Here is an 18,038-nt window from a genome sequence, read left to right on the forward strand (position 1 = left end):
TTTGGGCACTTTTGTTTTTTTGCCTTTTTTTCCTTACCCTTTTTTCTTGGATGCAAAACAATTTTTTCTCTTGCGGGCGGCTCCCTCATTACATAAAATGGTTGAAAAGGGGGGATTTTGTGCTGGTAGCAGTAACTGAAAATCAGGAGAAATTTATCATTGATTCCAAGATCCCTCATACAACCTTGAGACGTTTAAGGGAAGAAAAAAAGTTTTACTGTCCCCAATGCGGCGGACCGCTTCAATTGAAAATCGGCCATATCAGGATTCCCCACTTTGCCCATATAACAAAAAGCCGATGCGATTCAACGTTTTCGGAAGGCGAAACGATGGAGCATCTGCTGGGAAAAGAGCAGCTATTTGGTTTTTTCCGCTCCCTGGAGCTCCGGGTGGAACTGGAATCCTATTTGCCGGAACTAAGACAGAGGCCCGATTTATTGGTCAATAAGAACGATTCCATTTATGCCATCGAGTTCCAATGCAGTCCCATTCATCATAAACGTTTGATGGAACGAAATCAAGGATATCTTCAAAAAAAGATTATGCCCATTTGGATTCCGTTAACTCCTGTCAATAAACTCAATGGAACAAAAGGCTTCCAAAAAGTGACCCTTCCTCATCAACTCCAGCAATTTGCTTGCGGCGAAAATGGGCCGAAATTTCTCATGACCTACGATCCTTTATCCAAACAGTTTGTGTATCTCTCCAATCTCATTCATCTGAAAGGCATCACGTTTTTTTCAAAAGTCATTCCCCTTCCTCTATTCAGGCAGCATTTCCCGTTTTATTTGCCAAAGTCTTACTCGACCGATGAATTTTCCAAAGTATTAAAAGCATACCATCTTTTTATCAAACATTTTTTGCGGTCAAGGGTTTTACTTAGCCGAAAAGGTGTCAATGATTTATTTTTAAGAAGCGTTTATGAACTTCGGCTGAATCTTGAACATCTTCCATCCTTTCTCGGCGTGCCGATCTGCGGCAATGAAGCGCTGAAGGTTTGCGCAGTTGAATGGCAGACGGAGCTGATGTATTTTATTGGGCTTTGCGGAATAAAAGTGCATGCCATCAACCGGGCGGTGATTTCGGATTTTTTCCGCTGGTCCAATCGGATCTGCACGGAGGATGCGCTTTTGCCGGTCCTCCGATTTGTGCGGCTTCTGCAGGAACTGGGGGTGGAAAATGCCGAAAGTTCCGTGAAACAGCCGCAACTGGAGGAACTTCTGTACAGGCAATTTCTTGCAACAAACGTCAAAGATTGAGAAAATATGGTTGGTACCAAATTTTTTCAGGACGGGGGCATTCATATGGCAAAAAAATTGATTACACGCGAAGAAGTGCCGAAAGAATTGACTTGGGATTTGACGACCATTTTCCCTTCCGATGAGGCATGGGAACAGGAATTCAAGGATTTGGAAAAATTGGTCTCAGAAGCTGAAAAGTATAAAGGGAAAGCAACGGAAAGCGCCCAATCTTTATATGAAACGCTGCAATTCAGCGATCAAATTTCCGAACGCTTCGGAAGACTCTATGTCTACAGCCATCTCAAACACGATGAAGATACGACGAAGAGCAAATATCAGGGCATGGAAAGCCGCGCGCGCTCATTGGGCGCGAAAATCAATGCGGCATGGTCATTCCTGACTCCGGAAATTTTGACGCTGTCAGAGGAACAAATTCAGCGATATCTTGATGAATATGAACCGTTGCGCCTCTATACGCAAATGTTCAAGGAATTGAACTTGCAGCGGCCTCATGTGTTGTCTGCGGACAAAGAGGAGATCCTGGCGCAGTTTTCGGAAGTGTCAAGCTCGCCGGGTACGACATTCAGCGCTTTGAACAACGCGGATCTCGAATTCCCTGTGATCAAAAATGAAGAAGGCGAAGAAGTGCAGCTCACTCACGGCAATTACATCACGTTTTTGGAAAGCGAAGACCGCGAAGTGAGAAAAAGCGCCTTCAAAGCAATGTACGATACGTATGGCAAGTTTATCAACACCTTTGCCTCCACGCTGGCAGGCAATGTCAAAGCGCACAATGTGTATGCGAGAATCCGCAACTACAAGTCAGCCCGACACCGCGCGCTTGCCGGCAACCATATACCGGAAAAAGTGTACGATCAATTAATTGAAACGATCCATGAATATTTGCCGGCGCTCCACCGATATGTAAAATTGCGCAAAAAGGCGCTGGAACTCGATGAATTGCATATGTACGACCTGTTTGTTCCCCTTGTGAAGAAAGTGAAAATCGACATGCCTTATGAAAAGGCGAAAGACATTATGGTGAAAAGCTTTGCGCCATTAGGGGAAGAATATCAGTCCATCGTGCAGGAAGGATTGAACAGCCGATGGGTGGACGTGATGGAAAACAAGGGCAAACGGAGCGGCGCCTACTCTTCCGGCACATATGGAACAAATCCATATGTCTTGTTGAACTGGCAAAACAATCTCGACAACTTGTTCACGTTGGCCCATGAATTCGGCCACAGCATGCACAGCTACTATACGAGAAAAACGCAGCCGTATCCATATGCGGATTACTCCATTTTCGTGGCGGAAGTGGCTTCCACATGCAATGAGGAGCTGTTATTCGATTATTTATTGAAACATACGGACGATAAACAAATGAAGCTTTATCTTCTCAACCATTGGCTCGACAGCTTCAGAAGCACCGTTTACCGGCAAACCATGTTTGCGGAGTTTGAACATATGATCCACGAAATGGACCGCAACGGGGAAGCCATCACGGCGGAACGTTTGACGGAAATTTATTATGATTTGAATAAACAATATTTCGGAGAAGAAATGACGGTCGATGAAGAGATCGGCCTCGAATGGGCGAGAATCCCGCACTTCTATTACAACTACTACGTATATCAATATGCGACGGGACAAAGCGCGGCAGTGGCTTTGAGCCGGCAAATTTTAGAAGAAGGAAAACCGGCAGTGGACCGCTACATCAACCACTTCTTGAAAGCCGGATGCTCCGATTTCCCAATCGAAGTATTAAGAAAAGCAGGAGTGGATATGGAATCCCGGGAACCGATCGCCCAGGCCTGCAGAGTATTCGAAGAAAAGCTGGACGAATTGGAATCTTTATTATTAAAATAAGTTTTCCCGCGGGGAATAGTACAAATTGCATAAGGGCTCATCAAAAATGCTTTAAAAGAGGGTGGATTCTCTTTTGAAGCATTTTTTTCTCGGATTAAAACTTTTTTTGTATAATATTTTTTTGTCGAATATTTATATGGAAAGCGTATGATTTCCGTGCTGGGAAAATCAACTTAATAGGGATATTTTTTCTTAATTTTTCAATATTTTTTGAAAGTTTAATGAAAGTGTTTTCATTATGTCGAATTTGTGAATTTCGAGTCGCAAACCTTGCATTAATTATTATTCCATGATAAATTATAAACGTGAAATAAATCACATATCAAACATACACCCCTTTGTTTGAACGTGAACATTTCTCCCATCCCCTTTGTGTAAAGAGGCATTTGCAAATGGCAAATGCCTCTTTTACATGTTTGTAAATCCCCATGTTCCGATATTTTGCGGAAGACTTCCGTCAAATGAAAAACGGCCGGTTTCAAGGAATTGAAGAAGCGCTTCGCAGAATCCTTCCCGAAAAAAGCGCAAAAAAAAGTAGACATTTTTCATGTCTACACGGAAAGATTCTATTAATATCAAATGATGGTTCATGATTGCTAGAATGAGAAGGATGGCTGCTTTAACCGCCAAAGGGTCACCGTTTCGTTCGACACGCGCTCTATTTTTTGCTGCAGCATGCGTTTTTTCAATTCCCGTTCGGCATCGCTTATAGATATGGAATAAATGCTGGCCACTTCGTCCGTCGTTAAATAGTGGAAACGCTGGAACAATTCATCAAAGGACGGAAGAGGCTTGCGGACTATTTTTTCATCCAGCATTTCCTGCAGGATGTGTACGTAAATCTCATAGGAATAAATTCCGCTGACTTTCAATCCCTCTTCTTCGATATATTCATTGAAAAAGACGATGCTCGGAACTTCGTCGATTTCCATCTCCCTTGTGATATACAAATCGCATTGAAATGCGCGCACCGCTTCTTTTGATCCGAAATCTTTGACGAATTCTTCCTGATCCAGATTGGCTTCTTTGGCCATTTTCACTAACGCGGTATAAGAATGGACGTTTTTTGTTCCCAATAATGCGTGTTCCTGCAACTTTCGGATGTATCGGTTGGCCGCCTTTTTCCCTTGCAATTCGGCCGCTTTGATGGCTAGCGAGGGCAAGGCGGGATGAGTAATATCCACATCAGCACCTGTAAAGCACCCTTTGATGCGCCGAGTGACACAGTTTAAAGCGGTCAACTCGGTACTGAGTACATATCTCCATGTGAAATAATGCTCGTACTCCAATTGCAGTTTTTTCAACAGGGACTGCAATTTGAAGGCATTGGGGCAAAGCGGGTCAATAAAAACATACAATTCAATCGGTTTCGACGTTTTATCGGATGCGACAGGCTCTGATACAAGCTGGATATTATTCAATCGAATCCCCCCTCATCCTCGTTCGGAGAATTAATCATATGATGCGCAGTCAACACGAGCCGTTGGAAATATTGTTCGCGCAACGGTCCTTCCAGCCCCACTTCATCCATTGCTTCGCTCATGCATTCAAGCCAGGCCTGGGCATGATCGGGCGTGATTTTGAAACGCATATGCCTTGCGCGCATCATCGGATGACCGTGCTCTTGCGTATATAAATTCGGGCCTCCCAGGTATTGGGTTTGGAATTGGATTTGTTTCCGGATGGTCTCCGTCAAGTCATCCGGGAATAAAGGCCGCAGCAACGGATGCACATCGACACGTCTATAAAAGGCATGAATCAATTCCTTTAATTTTTCAGCACCAATTTCTTCATATGGAACTTTGTATTTTTGGTTCATAGGTGAAAAAACTCCTTTTAATATACGCATTTGCGCATATTCGAAATTGTGGCCATATGATGAAGACCTGCACTTAGTTATAATCCATTCTATCAACGGCTGAACGTTTTTTTCAATCAAATCGCTTTAAGCAAGTTATGACGCCGAAAAGGGGAAAACTTTTTCATTCACATATTATTATAGTAATTTAGTACCTTCTTTACATAGTTTTGCGTCTCTCTGAATGGGGGAATGCCCCCGTATTTTTTCACATTGCCCGGTCCGGCGTTATAGGCGGCCAAAGCCAATTCTAAGTTGTTGTTGAATTGATCCAACAATTGGCGCAAATACTTTGTGCCGCCCATGATATTCTGTTCGGGGTCCTTTGCATCCGTTACCCCCAGATATTTTGCGGTGCCGGGCATCAGCTGCATCAGTCCTGCCGCCCCGGCGGAACTTACCGCATTCGGGTTGAAATTGGATTCCTGCTTCATGACGGCCAATATAAGCTTTTCAGGAACTCCGTATCTGGCGGAGGCTTTCTTGACAATCTCCCGATAAGGGGCGTCCGATGGGGCTTCCGCCTGCTGAGCGGAAACGGAAGACAATGATTTGTACTGATTGTACACTTTCGTTATGTAAGATTGATTTTGTAATGCAAATTGGGATAAATAATCTTTGGCTTCCGCGTTCAAACCGTTTTGGGAAGAAAACTCGTCAATCGCATCCAATAGCGCCTGTTCCGTATAGCCGTCCGCCCCGGCGTTGGCCAATATTTCATTGAAAATTTCCGTAAACAGGCTCTCCCCGTCCGCTGAATTGATGGCGGAGCCGTTGTTTAACGAGCGCAGCGCATCGAGTTCGAGGATCGCTTTGATCATTGCCGCTTCCAATCAAGATCCCCCTTTCCTTTCAAAGCTTTCATGAATCGGGCAATTTTTTTATCGGCTGTTTGTATATTTATATTTCGCTCTTGCAAGAATGATAAGAATACTTCTTTCCCCAATTTTGAATCTTTTGTTTCATATTCTACCTCATAATCGTCGCAGTGCAAATAGAAGGAGTGGTCGAAAACAAGGACTCCGCCTTTATAGGGGATTTCTGCCCGGTCCGTTGTCAGTGTGCCGAATGGACGCAAATCTTCAATTGGCACTTGCATTTGAATGAGCCTTTCTTTGACGGAGGGGGCCGCAAAGTTTTGGCCGGAAAGAATTTCGTCCCTTTGCTGTTCTGTCAGCTGATCTGTCGTTTCCAGATGAATGTGTTCCGATGTTTGTTCCTTCAAAGTGCATACAATGGTTCCATTCTCTTCCCGGACACGGAGGGCGCTCGATAATTTTTTCAAGTGGCCTTCTTCCGTATCCAAGTAATGGTTGATTTGGCGCACGATCTGATGCGGTTTGATGTTGAATTCTTTCAACAGTTGTTCATATTGTTCTTTCGTCAATACATTTTTGAATTCGATTTCGTATTGTTGGTTCATCCGTTTTTCCCTCTCGTTTATGGATTTTATGGAAACCTTTTTATCGAAAAAAGTTCCAGCTGTGTTAAAATATGAGGAGAACTGGTAGGGAAGGGATTGTTATTTGAATGCGCAATATATATGACATCGATGAAGTTCGTATGGAAAATGATGCTTACTATTTTAGTCTAAACGAAAGGACATTGGAAATACAACTCAAGCCGGCGGGCCAAATGTTGGCAGATTCTGATGGAGCGGCTTTTGTCTATGTCGTGGAAGAAAACGGCGGGTATAGTTATTTGCGCTTTCCTGAAAAAGTATGGGGAGCGCTTGCCGATATCTTGAAAACGAAGAAAGATCCTTTTTTGACGGTAAAAGGGAAAACCATTCCATTACGTAATTTTGCAGACGAATTGGAAATGCTCGTCTTCAATATAGAAGGAAACGGCAATTACGGCGATACTTTTGTGGAAAAGGTCGAAGCAGCTTTCCGGGAAATATTGAAGAGCGAATAGTCGCTGTTGAAGTGAAGTTGATGGGAGGAATGTACAATGGGGCAATGGGAACGTTTTCTTGGACCGTATAAACAAGCGGTGGACGAGCTGAAAGTGAAATTTCGCGGGATGAGATCCCAATATCAGGCGGAAGGCATGACTTCCCCCATTGAATTTGTGACGGGACGGGTAAAACCGTTGGCAAGCATATACGATAAAAGCATGGAAAAAGGCATTCCCTTCGAACCTTCCGAGCAATTGGCCAGAACACTGCAGGACATCGCCGGCATCCGCATCATGTGCCAGTTTGTCGATGATATCGCGACCGTGGTCAATTTAATTCGGCAACGGGATGATTTAAAGATCATTGAAGAAAAGGATTATATCACCAATAAAAAACCGAGCGGCTACCGCTCTTATCATATCATTGCAGAGTATCCGGTGGAGACGGTCAAAGGAAAAATGACGGTGCCCGTGGAAATCCAGATCCGCACGTTGGCCATGAATTTTTGGGCCTCTATCGAACATTCTTTAAATTATAAATACAAGGGCGACTTTCCGGAAGAGATTAAATTGCGCCTGCAGCGGGCAGCTGAAGCGGCTTTCCGGCTGGATGAAGAAATGTCTTCGATACGTTACGAAATTCAGGAAGCCCAGGCCTTCTTCAGCGAAAACAAAGAAGCCCAAAACCCAATGATCCGAGAGGAAAAGGAGCGTGAGTAATATTGAAATTTTCCATACAATCACGCAATGATGCTATATCGAATGAATTAAAGGAGCTTGCCCAAGGCTATTTGCAAGATTTTGGCCTGATCATGGACGAGAAAGAACCGGACATCGTCATTTCCATCGGCGGGGATGGCACCCTGCTGCATGCTTTCCACAATCATGTGAAGAGGCTTGATAAAGTGGCGTTTGTCGGGATTCACACCGGCCATTTGGGGTTTTACGCAGACTGGAAGCCGTCCGAATTGGAAAAGCTGGTGTTATGTATTGCGAAAAATCAATATCGGGTCGTTGAATATCCTTTGCTGGAAGTGAATGTGCGCAACAATAGTTCGGAAGTCAGCACTTATCTGGCATTGAATGAGGCGACGATTAAATCTCCTAATGTAACCCTTGTGATGGATGTGTTTTTAAATGACCGACATTTTGAACGGTTTCGCGGCGACGGTTTATGTATTTCCACTCCGTCGGGAAGTACCGCCTACAATAAAGCATTGGGAGGCGCCATCATCCATCCGACGTTGCAAGCAATCCAGGTGACGGAAATGGCATCCATCAACAACCGCGTGTTCCGTACCATCGGTTCGCCTCTCGTCCTGCCTGCCCACCATACATGCAAGTTAAAACCGGTAAAAAACCAAACCTTTACAATGACGGTAGACCACTTGCAACTGGACCATGGCGAATTGGATCATGTAATTTTCCGGGTGGCAAAGGAAAAAGTGCGTTTTGCAAGATTCCGTCCGTTTCCCTTTTGGGAAAGAGTCCATGATTCCTTCATTGCAAGCGAGTGATGACCATGCCTTTTCAATTGCAGTTTAAGGCAATGAAAGATGGGGAATTGCTCAGGGAAGCGATTCAAAAGCAGGAGATTTCCAGTAGAGCGTTGACGGACATCAAATATGGCGGCGGAAAAATTTTAGTAAACGGCGAAGAAAAAACGGTGCGCCACCTTTTGTCAAAAGGTGACGTCATCACCATCATCTTTCCGGAAGAAAAAGCGAGCGAATCCCTTGAGCCGGAGCAGGGGGAATTGAATATCGTCTATGAAGATGAGGCATTGCTGATCCTCGATAAACCCCCATATGTGAACACCATTCCATCAAGGGAACATCCGTCGGGAAGCATCGCCAATTTTGTGTACGGCTATTTTCAGGAGAGGGGAATCGATTCCACCGTCCATGTCGTGACAAGACTCGACCGGGATACTTCCGGCCTTGTCTGCATTGCCAAGCACCGGCATATTCATCATTTAATGAGTCTGCAAATGCAAAAAGGGCTCATCAAAAAAGAATATGAAGCCATCGTCCATGGACATGTCCGGAAAGATGCCTCCATCATCCTCCCGATCGGCAGGAAAAGTTCAAGCATCATTGAACGGGAAGTCAGAAGTGATGGACAATTCGCCCGTACCGATGTGAAAGTGTTGAAACATTTTGTCCATCAAAAAGAGCCCCTTACCCATGTACGTCTCCATTTACATACAGGGAGAACCCATCAAATCCGAGTCCATATGTCCCATATCGGCCATCCGCTCGTCGGGGACGAGCTGTATGGGGGTAGCAAGGATTTCTATGACCGGCAAGCCCTTCATTGCGTACATTTGGAATTGTTCCATCCATTAACTAGGAAAAAATTCATTTTTTCCAGCGAAATAGTTGATTCAATGAAAAAAATAATCCATAATTAGATGTTCGAGATTTTCGGACATCTTTTTTCTTTTTAATGGACAAGATGTTCATAAAAAATCTATTGCCGAGAGAACGGATGAAACCTATCATTGTATTGATATTGAAAGGAGGGGGACAAAATGATCGAAGAAAAAGAAAAACGAGATTTGTCCAATAATGAAGAAGGGCAGTTGCTGAAATGGCTGACGGAAGAAAAGATCGATGAATTCCGTGAAAATTTTTTGGCACTGCATGCGTATGATCAAGCCCGGTTTTATATGAAGGTGGGACCTGACATACGCAGGACGATGTATCATTTTTTGTCTCCCGAGGAAATGGCGGAAATTTTTGAGGCCCTTGAGCTCGACGATGAGGAAGTTCAAGGATTTATCAAAGAAATGGATCCGACATATGCAGCCAATATGCTGTCTTACATGTATACCGATGATGTGGTCGATGTATTGAATGAGCTGGATAAAGCGGATCGCGATCAATTTCTTAAACTGATGGATGAAGAGACGGCTGAAGAAGTAACGGAACTTCTGGGCTATGAAAAACATACAGCCGGTTCTCTCATGACGACGGAATATGTGTCCGTCCAGGAAAATTCCACAGTGCGTTCTGCGATGAATGTGCTTCGCCGGGAAGCGCCGGATGCAGAGACGATTTACTATATATTTGTCGTCGATGAAAATCACCGTTTGACAGGTGTTTTATCGCTGAGGGATCTCATTGTTGCCGATGAAGATGCCCTGATCCGTGATATCATGAACGATCGGGTCGTTTATGCGAAGGTGACAGATGATCAGGAAAAAATTGCCCAAATCTTTAAAGATTATAATTTCCTGGCTTTTCCTGTTGTCGACGACAATCTTGTTTTGCAAGGAATCATCACGGTCGACGATATCATTGACGTCATCGATGAAGAAGCCAGCGACGACTATTCGAAACTGGCGGGGATTTCCGATATCGATGATATAGATGCCGGGCCTTTCAAGGCGGCAAGACAACGATTGCCGTGGCTTGTGATGCTGTTGTTTTTGGGAATGCTGACGGCAACCTTGATGGGACAGTTTGAATCGACCCTTGAAAAGGTTGCATTGCTTGCGGTGTTCATCCCGCTCATTTCCGGAACGAGCGGAAACAGCGGAACGCAGGCATTGGCCGTCGTGGTGCGCGGGATTGCCACGGGGGAAATTGATGAAAAAAGCAAATTGAAAATGATTTTCCGTGAAATGGGTACCGGACTCATTACCGGACTTGCTTGTGGTTTGATTGTTGTGTTGGTGGTGTTTTTGTGGAAGCACTCCATGATGATTGGACTTCTTGTTGGAACAGCCATTTTCTGCTCCATTTTCGTGGCGACCCTTGCCGGTTCATTTATACCGCTGCTCATTCATAAATTGGGCATCGATCCGGCGGTGGCATCGGGACCCTTTATCACCACTTTAAATGACATCACGAGCATATTGATATATTTGGGATTGGCTACCTTGCTGCTTGGACAGCTTTAAAATCCAAAAAAGAAAAAGAAAAAATCTGCTTGCGAAAAGGCGGGCAGATTTTTTCTTTATTTAAAAAGGAATGGGGGGAGTGGAAATTGAAAAAAGTGGCTGGAAAATTCCCTCAGGAGCGGTTATTTTAATCCCTTCGACGCCAATGAAATGGAAGCGATATCGTTGGCATGTATAGTTGTGATAGCGTTTTTTGTGCGGATTTTGATATTGATTCCGTCCAAGCCTTCAATCAATCCTGTAATTTTTTCTCCATTGGTGAGATGGAAGGTCAAATGGCGATGTTTGCGGTTGCCGGGCTGGGAGAAATAATGCAGCTGTCTTGCGATGACCGGATTTTTAATTCGCTCTCTTCGGGAAATCTCATACACTGAAGTGCTTTCTTCCAGACACGCTTCTTCCGCATCTTCCTCTACATCAATGTAGTAGAAGGGTGGAGTCTGAATGAATAGCAGTGGTTCTTCCAATCGAACACATCCTTTTTTTCATAAAATATGCAACGGGATTTTTTTCGTGACTATTGTCTAGTCGGTTGCATCCAAGATAGCCATTAATGGATTTTGGAATGGTTATGATCGGGGGATTTGTGCAAAAAATAACAAAAAAGAAGGAGCGTTTGCCCCTTCATCAATTATTTCTTCTTATCGTGGATGTGCAAATTTACATCGGCAACGCATTGGATACCGGCGAAACGGGAGAGATCGACTGTTACGCAAGTATCCGTTTTCTTAAAGTGGCAGAATTCCATCATTGCGCTAGTATCCATTGATTCTCCGTCGACAGTAGAAATTGGTTCATAGGCATCGCTTGCCGGAGCGATTGCACGCAAAGTTGCACAGCAATCACCGAACATATCCTCTACTCTGAAGAACGGTGTTTTATACCATCCGTATTCTTTATCGAAAAACATTACTTTAAAAGGAGTACCGTCTTCATTCAATAACATGAATACGCGGGTATCTGCGTGGCTTCTGCGATGTTTGTTGTTGATTCCTCCAAGAGGTTCGAGGAAACAGCTTGTGCCGCAAGTATCATCCTCATCATCCACTATGTGATTTTGAAGTTCTAAAATTGTTTCTACTACTTCACAAATGCAACCCTCATGACGACGACCATGTAAAGAGCTGTCAAAATGTTTTCTTCCACAACCCATTATCTTTCACCTCACTTATTTTTGTTCAATCTACAATATGAAAAATCATGGATGACAATCGGGCGAAAGTCTATGGGCGGAACGATTAGGTCATTTTTCTTGAATAGTTTTTTTTATGTAAACGCATAATGACATTAAAAAGGGGGATGTGGATTGAAAAAATTGGTACTTCCCTTGTTGCTGTTCATGTTTTTAACGGGCTGCAATGATGATCAAAAAACCCTTGAAGTAAATGATATCGGAGGAGAAGAATCGGAAAAAGTGAAAATCATCATGGAAAATGAAGAGGAAATCTACAGCGGGCGGGCCATTTTCGTGGAAGATCAATTGCTGGTGGCGGTGCAGGCAAAACCGTGGCTCGATTATAAGAAAACCAAAATCGAAAAGAATTTAAAAAAGAAGCTGGAAGAAAGTTTTCCTGAATATGACATCACTGTTTCCTCAGACTATAAACTTTATTGGGAAGCGCAAAAGTTGTTGAAAGAAGACGATGGCGAAAAACTCAAGAAAAAAGTGGAGAAACTGAAAAAATTGAAGAAGGAGGAAACATAATGGAACAGGAAAAATTCGATAAGATCGAACAGGAAATTACGCCCCGCACCCCCTATGTAAAAAATGTTTTAAAAGCTTTTTTTGTCGGCGGACTGATTTGTACGATCGGACATGCCATTACGTATTTTTACATCATTTTTTTTGATTTTACGGAAAAAACCGTTGGAAACCCGACTGTCGCGACGATGATTTTTCTCTCCATGCTGCTTACCGGCTTCGGTTTATATCAAAAACTTGGACAATTTGCCGGGGCAGGAAGCGCGGTGCCGGTTTCGGGATTCGGGAATGCGGTGATTTCTGCGGCAATTGAACATCGGACGGAAGGTTTTGTGCTTGGAGTGGGAGGCAATATGTTTAAATTGGCGGGGTCTGTCATTTTATTCGGTGTCACTTCCGCTTTTGTCGTGGCTTTAGTGAAATTAATTCTTGTATCGACGGGTGTTATTGAATGGTAATCGTATTCGGACAAAAACCTTCCATCATCGCAAGCGCAGCTGTCGCAGGTCCGCTGGAAAGAAAGAGCGTGTTTTATTCCTATTTTGATTCGGTTGTCGAGGATGAGCGATGGAATCAGGCCACGAATGAACAGGGAAACGTCAAAATGATCCAGGAAGCATGCCAAATTCTTCTGAATAAAACCGGTTTAAACCGTTTGGATATCGATTTCTTTTTGGCGGGCGATTTAGTGAACCAAATGACGCCAACGAATTTTGCTGCAAGGGAAATTGCCGCTTCTTTCATCGGGCTGTTTTCAGCCTGTGCGACATCCGTCTCTTCCGTCATTGTTGCTTGTCTATTAACGGAATTGGGCGCCTCCCAATATGCGATTGCAGGCGCTTCCAGCCATCATAACGCAATCGAACGGCAATTCCGGTATCCGATTTATTATGGTTCACAAAAACCGGCTACAGCCCAATGGACGGTTACGGCGGCGGGATTCACTTTGATTGGAAAACATAATCCGAAAAATCCCTCCATTGTTGCGGCAACAGTAGGAAAAGTCATCGATTATGGACAGAAGGATCCGTTTCATATGGGGGCAGCGATGGCGCCCGCCGCATATGATACGATTTCAAGGCATCTGGAGAAAAGGAAGCAGCAAATCAAGGATTATGACTTAATTATGACGGGGGATTTGGGAAAAATCGGGTTGCAAATTTTGAAAAAAATGTTTGCCGAGACCGGGGCGACCCGCGAAGAATGCAACATCTTCCGGGATGCAGGGGCAGAGTTTTACGGGGAAGATCCGTCCTTTTTAGCGGGCGCCAGCGGTTCGGGCTGTTCCGCGTCCGTTTATTTCAGCTATGTGCTTCAGCAATTGAAAAGCGGGCGTTTTAAGAGGGTGTTGCTTGTTGCAACCGGTTCCCTCCATTCGCCGCTGACGTTTCAGCAAGGCGAATCCATTCCCTGCACGGCCCATGCAATTGAAGTGACGATGGAGTGAGGACAAACATATGATATTCATGGATTTTCTTTTTGCATTTATAATAGGCGGACTAATTTGCGCGATTGGACAAGTGCTGATGGATGTGGGAAAAATGACCCCGGGCAAAACTCTATCGATCATGGTCGTTGCCGGATCAATCATTTCAGGTTTAGGCTGGTATCAGCCGTTGATTGATTTGGCCGGCGCCGGTGCAACGATTCCCATCACTTCCTTTGGCCACTCATTGACGCAGGGAGCCATCGCGGAGGCGCAAAAACATGGGTGGGTCGGCGTGTTGACCGGAATGTTTGAAGTAACAAGTTCCGGAATCAGTTCCGCAATCGTTTTCGGTTTTATCGCGGCACTACTTTTTAAATCAAAAGGAAAAGTGAACTAGACGAATACCCCTCCAGGCGGCTGTAGTGGTGCATACACTACAACTGTAAAGAAAGGAGGGGATTTTTTATGTGGGATAAATGCGGTTGTCAATCCCAGCACGGTCAGATGCAATCAGGCCCGATGCAAATGTGGCCAATGTACACGCTCCCTGCTTATGACTATTGTGCACCTTCTTACGTAAGTCCTGCATATTATAGAGGGAAATGGAAATACAACGGTGACCTTTTTGTACTAATCGTTGTATTATTCATCTTATTGATCATCGTAGGTAGCTGTAAATGGTAAGGAGGGGAATCATGAACCAGTTTTTTAGGCAAATCGAAAAAAAGACCGGCGTAAGCATGGAAGAAATTTTTGCACTAGCCAATGCAATCCAGCATGCAGACTTTACAAATGAAAAACAGGTGCGCAAAATTGTCCGCCGTGTGAGCCAATTGGCCAATAAGCCGATCACGAAGGAATTGGAAGATCAGATCGTGAAGTCCATTATTCAAAACGGCCATTCACTCGATTTGAGCAGCATTCAAAGAATGTTGGGATAAAAGGACAGCTGTCTAGAAAAAGCGGTTTCTAGACAGCTTTTATTATGCAAAATGGATTTGTTTGAATTAAATTTCTACATCCGCTTCCAAGTTACTCCGTTTATTTTTTATTGTACTGTAAATGCTCATGGCAAAAACAACGATGGTAATGAGCATGATGACCGTTGAAATCGGGCGCAGGAAGAAAATCAGGAATCCTTCCGTGGAAATCGATAAGGATTGCAGCATGGAAGATTCCAATTGGGAACCGAGGATGAATGTGACGATCATGGCGGAAATCGGGATGTCCAATTTTTTCATAATATATCCGATGATGCCGAAGACCATCATCATTCCCACATCCCATAAGCTGCCGTTCAAACTGTAAGTGCCAAGGAAAATCACCATCAGGATGATCGGGAACAGCAATTTGTATGGAACCATTGCGATTTTCGCCCACATGCCGACCAATGGCAAATTCAAAATTAATAGCATCACATTGCCGATAAACATGCTGGCGATAAGTCCCCACACAAAATCCGGATTGTTCGTGAATAATGTCGGACCCGGTGTTAATCCGTGCATAATAAATGCCCCTAAAATGACGGCCATTGTCGGCGAACTTGGCAGCCCCAACGAAAAGAGGGGAATCAATGCTGCGCCGCTATGGGCGTTGTTCGCCGTTTCAGGGCCCGCCACCCCTTCAATCGCTCCTTTTCCAAACCGGGATGGATCTTTCGAAACCTTTTTCTCCAAAATATATGAGAATGTAGATGCGATAATGGAATTGGCTCCGGGAATCAGACCAAGAATCATGCCAATGCCTGTCCCGCGGCCTACAGCTTTCAACGTTGACGGCCATTCTTCCCTTCTTGGCAAAAGACCCTTTACCTTTGGAGGTTTGCCAACTCTCGCAGGATTTTCCGCATTAATCAGAATTTCAGATATTCCGAACAGCCCCATGGCCATCACGGCAAAGTCGATGCCCTCCATTAAATGAAAGGAATTGAAGGTAAATCGATACTCCCCGGAAACGATATCCTGGCCGACCATGGACAATAGAAGCCCGATGAAGGCGGCAATCAGCCCCCGTATAAGCGATTTCCCCATTAAAGCCACAATCATGAGCATTCCAAGCAGCATGATGGAAAAAAATTCAGGAGGGCCGAATTTCAATGCGACGCTTGATAAAAAAGGACCCACAAATGTGAGGACCATCACCGCGACGATTCCGCCGATGAAGGAACCGATTGCCGCAACGCCGAGAGCCGTCCCGGCACGCCCCTGTTTCGTCATTTCATAACCGTCGATGCATGTAATAACGGAAGCCGCTTCTCCCGGCACGTTGACCAATACCGAAGTGATGGTGCCGCCATACATGGAGCCGTAAAAAATGCCCGATAACATGATAATCGCCGATACCGGTTCCATCCCGAAGGTAATCGGGATGAGCAGGGCGGTTCCTGAAACCGGCCCGAGCCCCGGCAATATACCGATGATCATTCCGAGCATGACACCGATAAAGCAATACAGCAGATTTTGCCACGTAAGCGCTACCAGAAAGCCTTCCAATAGCGAAAAGAGCGAATCGATCATATTTTCTCCTCCCCATTTAAAACAGCATTCCGCCTATCGGCAAGTGCACTTTTAACAGATGATTGAAAAGTACGTAGAAAATGAGCGTAATCCCTGCGGATAACAAGACGGCAACATACCATTTATATTCCTTCCAGAATACCATGGACAAAAAGACGATTCCCGCAACGATATAGCCGGCCAGCAGGAACAATACAAAAAATACGAGGAGACTCATGATGATAAATAAAACCTGTTTCAGGGATTGCCCGGCCGGCCATTCCTCGCTGCTGACATTTTTTCCCCTCAAGTTTTCGATAATGTACAGGATTGCCAGCACAATCAAAATCCCGCTGATCCAGACAGGGAAAAATCCCGGACCGGGACCGATTTCGGAGTAATAACCATAATCGAAGGAAATGATCAACGACACGATTCCCAAAGTCAGAACGGCTACTCCCGCAATGATGCCCGTTTTTGCATTTGTCAATTTTCGTTCCTCCCCCTTTGCACACATCCGGAAACAGAAGGGGAATTGAATTCCAATTCCCCATCGATTATTTGATTAATCCAAGCTCGGTCAGAATTTCTTTTGACCGCCGATTTTCTTCATCGAGCTCTTTTTGTACACTTTTGTCATCCCCCGGCTGGATTTGAAGATTCACTTTTTCGAATTCTGCGATGACTGCCGGATCTTCCAATGTCTTCTTTACCGCTTCCTGCAATTTTTCAATGATTTCCTGCGGCACGCCTTTTGGTGCAAGAAGTGATGTGTTGCTGTCATATGCGATATCATAGCCTTTGTCTTTTAAAAGCGGGATATCCGGAAAATACGGAACAGGCGTGCTGGCTGCATTGAAAATCGCGCGCAGCTCACCGGATTCGATCATCGCTTTTGCATCGCTCGGCTGTAAAATGACGCCGTCCACATGTCCCCCCAACAAGGCTGTGATGGCAGGGGATGTCCCTTCGAATGGCACCGGTTTCACTTTGATGCCCGCCAGTCTTTCAAGCTCTGCCATCGGAAGATGCGAACCCGAACCGATACCGCCGGCTACGCCGAATGTAAACTGTCCGGGATTATTTTTTACGTAGTCGAACCAATCTTCAAATGTTTTCCATGGTGCATCGCCCCGGACGACTAAAATTTGCTGGTTGCCAAACACTTTCGCAATCGGCTGGAAACTGTCATGGGAATACTTTGTTTTCCCATACAGCGGCTGCATCGCCACCGCCCGGTGAGTCGTCAAGGCCAACGTATAGCCGTCCGCTTTCGATGCATAGAGATCCGATAAGGCGACTGTGCCGCTGCCTCCCGGTTTGTTGACCACGACGATTTTTGCCTCTTCCAAATATTGAGGCAAATATTTCTCCAAAATTCGGGCGCCGATATCGGTTGAACCGCCTGCAGCAAACGGCACAATCAGCTGGATCGGCTTTTTTGGATAATCTAAGGCCGGTTCTTCGGCATTTCCTTTTGCTTCATTGTTCGAACATGCCGACAATAGCAGAAGCAATATCGATATGAGTACAAGAAGGTTTTTCTTTTTTAACAATGAGCCCATTTGTTTCATATTCCCATCCCCCTGAATATAAAAATTGTCTTTCAACCAAACCAACGAGAAACAGCCAAGTTGC

Annotated in this window: 22 protein-coding genes; 13 read left to right on the forward strand and 9 right to left on the reverse strand. The window is 44.7% G+C overall.

Annotation, left to right across the window (positions count from 1 at the left end; translation table 11 throughout):
• Positions 1-119: 119 nt before the first annotated feature.
• Both NST62_RS02685 and pepF read left to right on the forward strand, forming a co-directional pair.
• Positions 120-1,259 (forward strand): competence protein CoiA family protein, encoded by a 1,140-nt coding sequence (locus NST62_RS02685; RefSeq protein WP_181733184.1) that lies wholly within the window; start codon positions 120-122, stop codon positions 1,257-1,259.
• A gap of 45 nt (positions 1,260-1,304) precedes the next feature.
• On the forward strand, positions 1,305-3,110 hold the full coding sequence (pepF, locus tag NST62_RS02690) for an oligoendopeptidase F (RefSeq protein WP_141601676.1): 1,806 nt from the start codon (positions 1,305-1,307) through the stop codon (positions 3,108-3,110).
• A 596-nt stretch (positions 3,111-3,706) separates the two neighbouring features.
• Here the strand turns inward: pepF and NST62_RS02695 are convergent.
• From NST62_RS02695 to NST62_RS02710, 4 genes are all read right to left on the reverse strand, one after another.
• On the reverse strand, positions 3,707-4,531 hold the full coding sequence (locus NST62_RS02695; RefSeq protein WP_141601675.1) for a DsbA family protein: 825 nt from the start codon (positions 4,529-4,531) through the stop codon (positions 3,707-3,709).
• Positions 4,528-4,929: a globin gene (locus NST62_RS02700; protein ID WP_141601674.1), complete on the reverse strand. Its 402-nt coding sequence runs from the start codon at positions 4,927-4,929 to the stop codon at positions 4,528-4,530. The genes NST62_RS02695 and NST62_RS02700 overlap by 4 nt, the downstream gene beginning before the upstream one ends.
• 167 nt (positions 4,930-5,096) lie before the next feature.
• Positions 5,097-5,801 carry a lytic transglycosylase domain-containing protein gene (locus tag NST62_RS02705; RefSeq protein ID WP_246045822.1) on the reverse strand — a complete coding sequence of 235 codons (705 nt, stop codon included), beginning with the start codon at positions 5,799-5,801 and terminating at the stop codon, positions 5,097-5,099.
• Positions 5,786-6,391, reverse strand: coding sequence for a CYTH domain-containing protein (locus tag NST62_RS02710; RefSeq protein WP_141601673.1), 606 nt, complete (start codon positions 6,389-6,391; stop codon positions 5,786-5,788). The genes NST62_RS02705 and NST62_RS02710 overlap by 16 nt, the downstream gene beginning before the upstream one ends.
• 107 nt (positions 6,392-6,498) lie before the next feature.
• On the opposite strand from NST62_RS02710, the gene NST62_RS02715 reads away from it, so the two are divergent.
• From NST62_RS02715 to mgtE, 5 genes are all read left to right on the forward strand, one after another.
• Positions 6,499-6,885: a hypothetical protein gene (locus NST62_RS02715; RefSeq protein WP_141601672.1), complete on the forward strand. Its 387-nt coding sequence runs from the start codon at positions 6,499-6,501 to the stop codon at positions 6,883-6,885.
• 36 nt (positions 6,886-6,921) lie between these two features.
• The gene (locus tag NST62_RS02720; protein ID WP_141601671.1) at positions 6,922-7,587 is read left to right on the forward strand and encodes a GTP pyrophosphokinase family protein; all 666 of its coding nucleotides are present in this window, start codon (positions 6,922-6,924) and stop codon (positions 7,585-7,587) included.
• Between the two features lie 2 nt (positions 7,588-7,589).
• The gene (locus NST62_RS02725) at positions 7,590-8,384 is read left to right on the forward strand and encodes an NAD kinase (protein WP_141601670.1); all 795 of its coding nucleotides are present in this window, start codon (positions 7,590-7,592) and stop codon (positions 8,382-8,384) included.
• Entirely contained in the window at positions 8,384-9,280 is an 897-nt protein-coding gene (locus NST62_RS02730) for an RluA family pseudouridine synthase (protein WP_141601669.1), read from the forward strand. The genes NST62_RS02725 and NST62_RS02730 overlap by 1 nt, the downstream gene beginning before the upstream one ends.
• A 120-nt stretch (positions 9,281-9,400) precedes the next feature.
• Positions 9,401-10,774 carry a magnesium transporter gene (gene mgtE, locus NST62_RS02735; RefSeq protein ID WP_342463116.1) on the forward strand — a complete coding sequence of 458 codons (1,374 nt, stop codon included), beginning with the start codon at positions 9,401-9,403 and terminating at the stop codon, positions 10,772-10,774.
• 122 nt (positions 10,775-10,896) lie between these two features.
• On the opposite strand, the gene NST62_RS02740 is transcribed toward mgtE, so the two are convergent.
• Positions 10,897-11,241, reverse strand: a complete 345-nt coding sequence (locus NST62_RS02740; protein ID WP_141601667.1) for a 4-diphosphocytidyl-2C-methyl-D-erythritol kinase — start codon at positions 11,239-11,241, stop codon at positions 10,897-10,899.
• Positions 11,242-11,405: 164 nt separating this feature from the next.
• The gene (locus NST62_RS02745; RefSeq protein ID WP_342463117.1) at positions 11,406-11,927 is read right to left on the reverse strand and encodes a CotY/CotZ family spore coat protein; all 522 of its coding nucleotides are present in this window, start codon (positions 11,925-11,927) and stop codon (positions 11,406-11,408) included.
• 153 nt (positions 11,928-12,080) lie between these two features.
• Here NST62_RS02745 and NST62_RS02750 point away from each other — a divergent pair, with 153 nt between their 5' ends.
• The 6 genes from NST62_RS02750 to NST62_RS02775 all read left to right on the forward strand — a co-directional run bounded on the left by NST62_RS02750 (position 12,081) and on the right by NST62_RS02775 (position 14,846).
• Positions 12,081-12,479, forward strand: a complete 399-nt coding sequence (locus NST62_RS02750; protein WP_141601665.1) for a hypothetical protein — start codon at positions 12,081-12,083, stop codon at positions 12,477-12,479.
• Entirely contained in the window at positions 12,479-12,934 is a 456-nt protein-coding gene (gene spoVAC / locus NST62_RS02755; protein WP_141601664.1) for a stage V sporulation protein AC, read from the forward strand. The genes NST62_RS02750 and spoVAC overlap by 1 nt, the downstream gene beginning before the upstream one ends.
• On the forward strand, positions 12,928-13,923 hold the full coding sequence (locus NST62_RS02760) for a stage V sporulation protein AD (RefSeq protein WP_141601663.1): 996 nt from the start codon (positions 12,928-12,930) through the stop codon (positions 13,921-13,923). The genes spoVAC and NST62_RS02760 overlap by 7 nt, the downstream gene beginning before the upstream one ends.
• 10 nt (positions 13,924-13,933) lie before the next feature.
• On the forward strand, positions 13,934-14,302 hold the full coding sequence (gene spoVAE, locus NST62_RS02765) for a stage V sporulation protein AE (protein WP_141601662.1): 369 nt from the start codon (positions 13,934-13,936) through the stop codon (positions 14,300-14,302).
• 137 nt (positions 14,303-14,439) lie between these two features.
• The gene (locus NST62_RS02770) at positions 14,440-14,589 is read left to right on the forward strand and encodes a YjcZ family sporulation protein (protein ID WP_141601784.1); all 150 of its coding nucleotides are present in this window, start codon (positions 14,440-14,442) and stop codon (positions 14,587-14,589) included.
• A gap of 11 nt (positions 14,590-14,600) precedes the next feature.
• On the forward strand, positions 14,601-14,846 hold the full coding sequence (locus NST62_RS02775; RefSeq protein ID WP_141601661.1) for a stage VI sporulation protein F: 246 nt from the start codon (positions 14,601-14,603) through the stop codon (positions 14,844-14,846).
• Between the two features lie 66 nt (positions 14,847-14,912).
• On the opposite strand, the gene NST62_RS02780 is transcribed toward NST62_RS02775, so the two are convergent.
• The 3 genes from NST62_RS02780 to NST62_RS02790 all read right to left on the reverse strand — a co-directional run bounded on the left by NST62_RS02780 (position 14,913) and on the right by NST62_RS02790 (position 17,974).
• Complete coding sequence (locus tag NST62_RS02780) at positions 14,913-16,421, reverse strand: tripartite tricarboxylate transporter permease (protein ID WP_141601660.1); 1,509 nt, start codon at positions 16,419-16,421, stop codon at positions 14,913-14,915.
• Positions 16,422-16,437: 16 nt separating this feature from the next.
• Complete coding sequence (locus NST62_RS02785) at positions 16,438-16,890, reverse strand: tripartite tricarboxylate transporter TctB family protein (RefSeq protein ID WP_181733183.1); 453 nt, start codon at positions 16,888-16,890, stop codon at positions 16,438-16,440.
• A 67-nt stretch (positions 16,891-16,957) separates the two neighbouring features.
• The gene (locus tag NST62_RS02790; protein WP_328219917.1) at positions 16,958-17,974 is read right to left on the reverse strand and encodes a tripartite tricarboxylate transporter substrate binding protein; all 1,017 of its coding nucleotides are present in this window, start codon (positions 17,972-17,974) and stop codon (positions 16,958-16,960) included.
• Positions 17,975-18,038: the final 64 nt, after the last annotated feature.

The organism is Ureibacillus sp. FSL K6-8385 (assembly GCF_038593155.1).
Classification (GTDB): Bacteria; Bacillota; Bacilli; order Bacillales_A; family Planococcaceae; genus Ureibacillus; species Ureibacillus terrenus.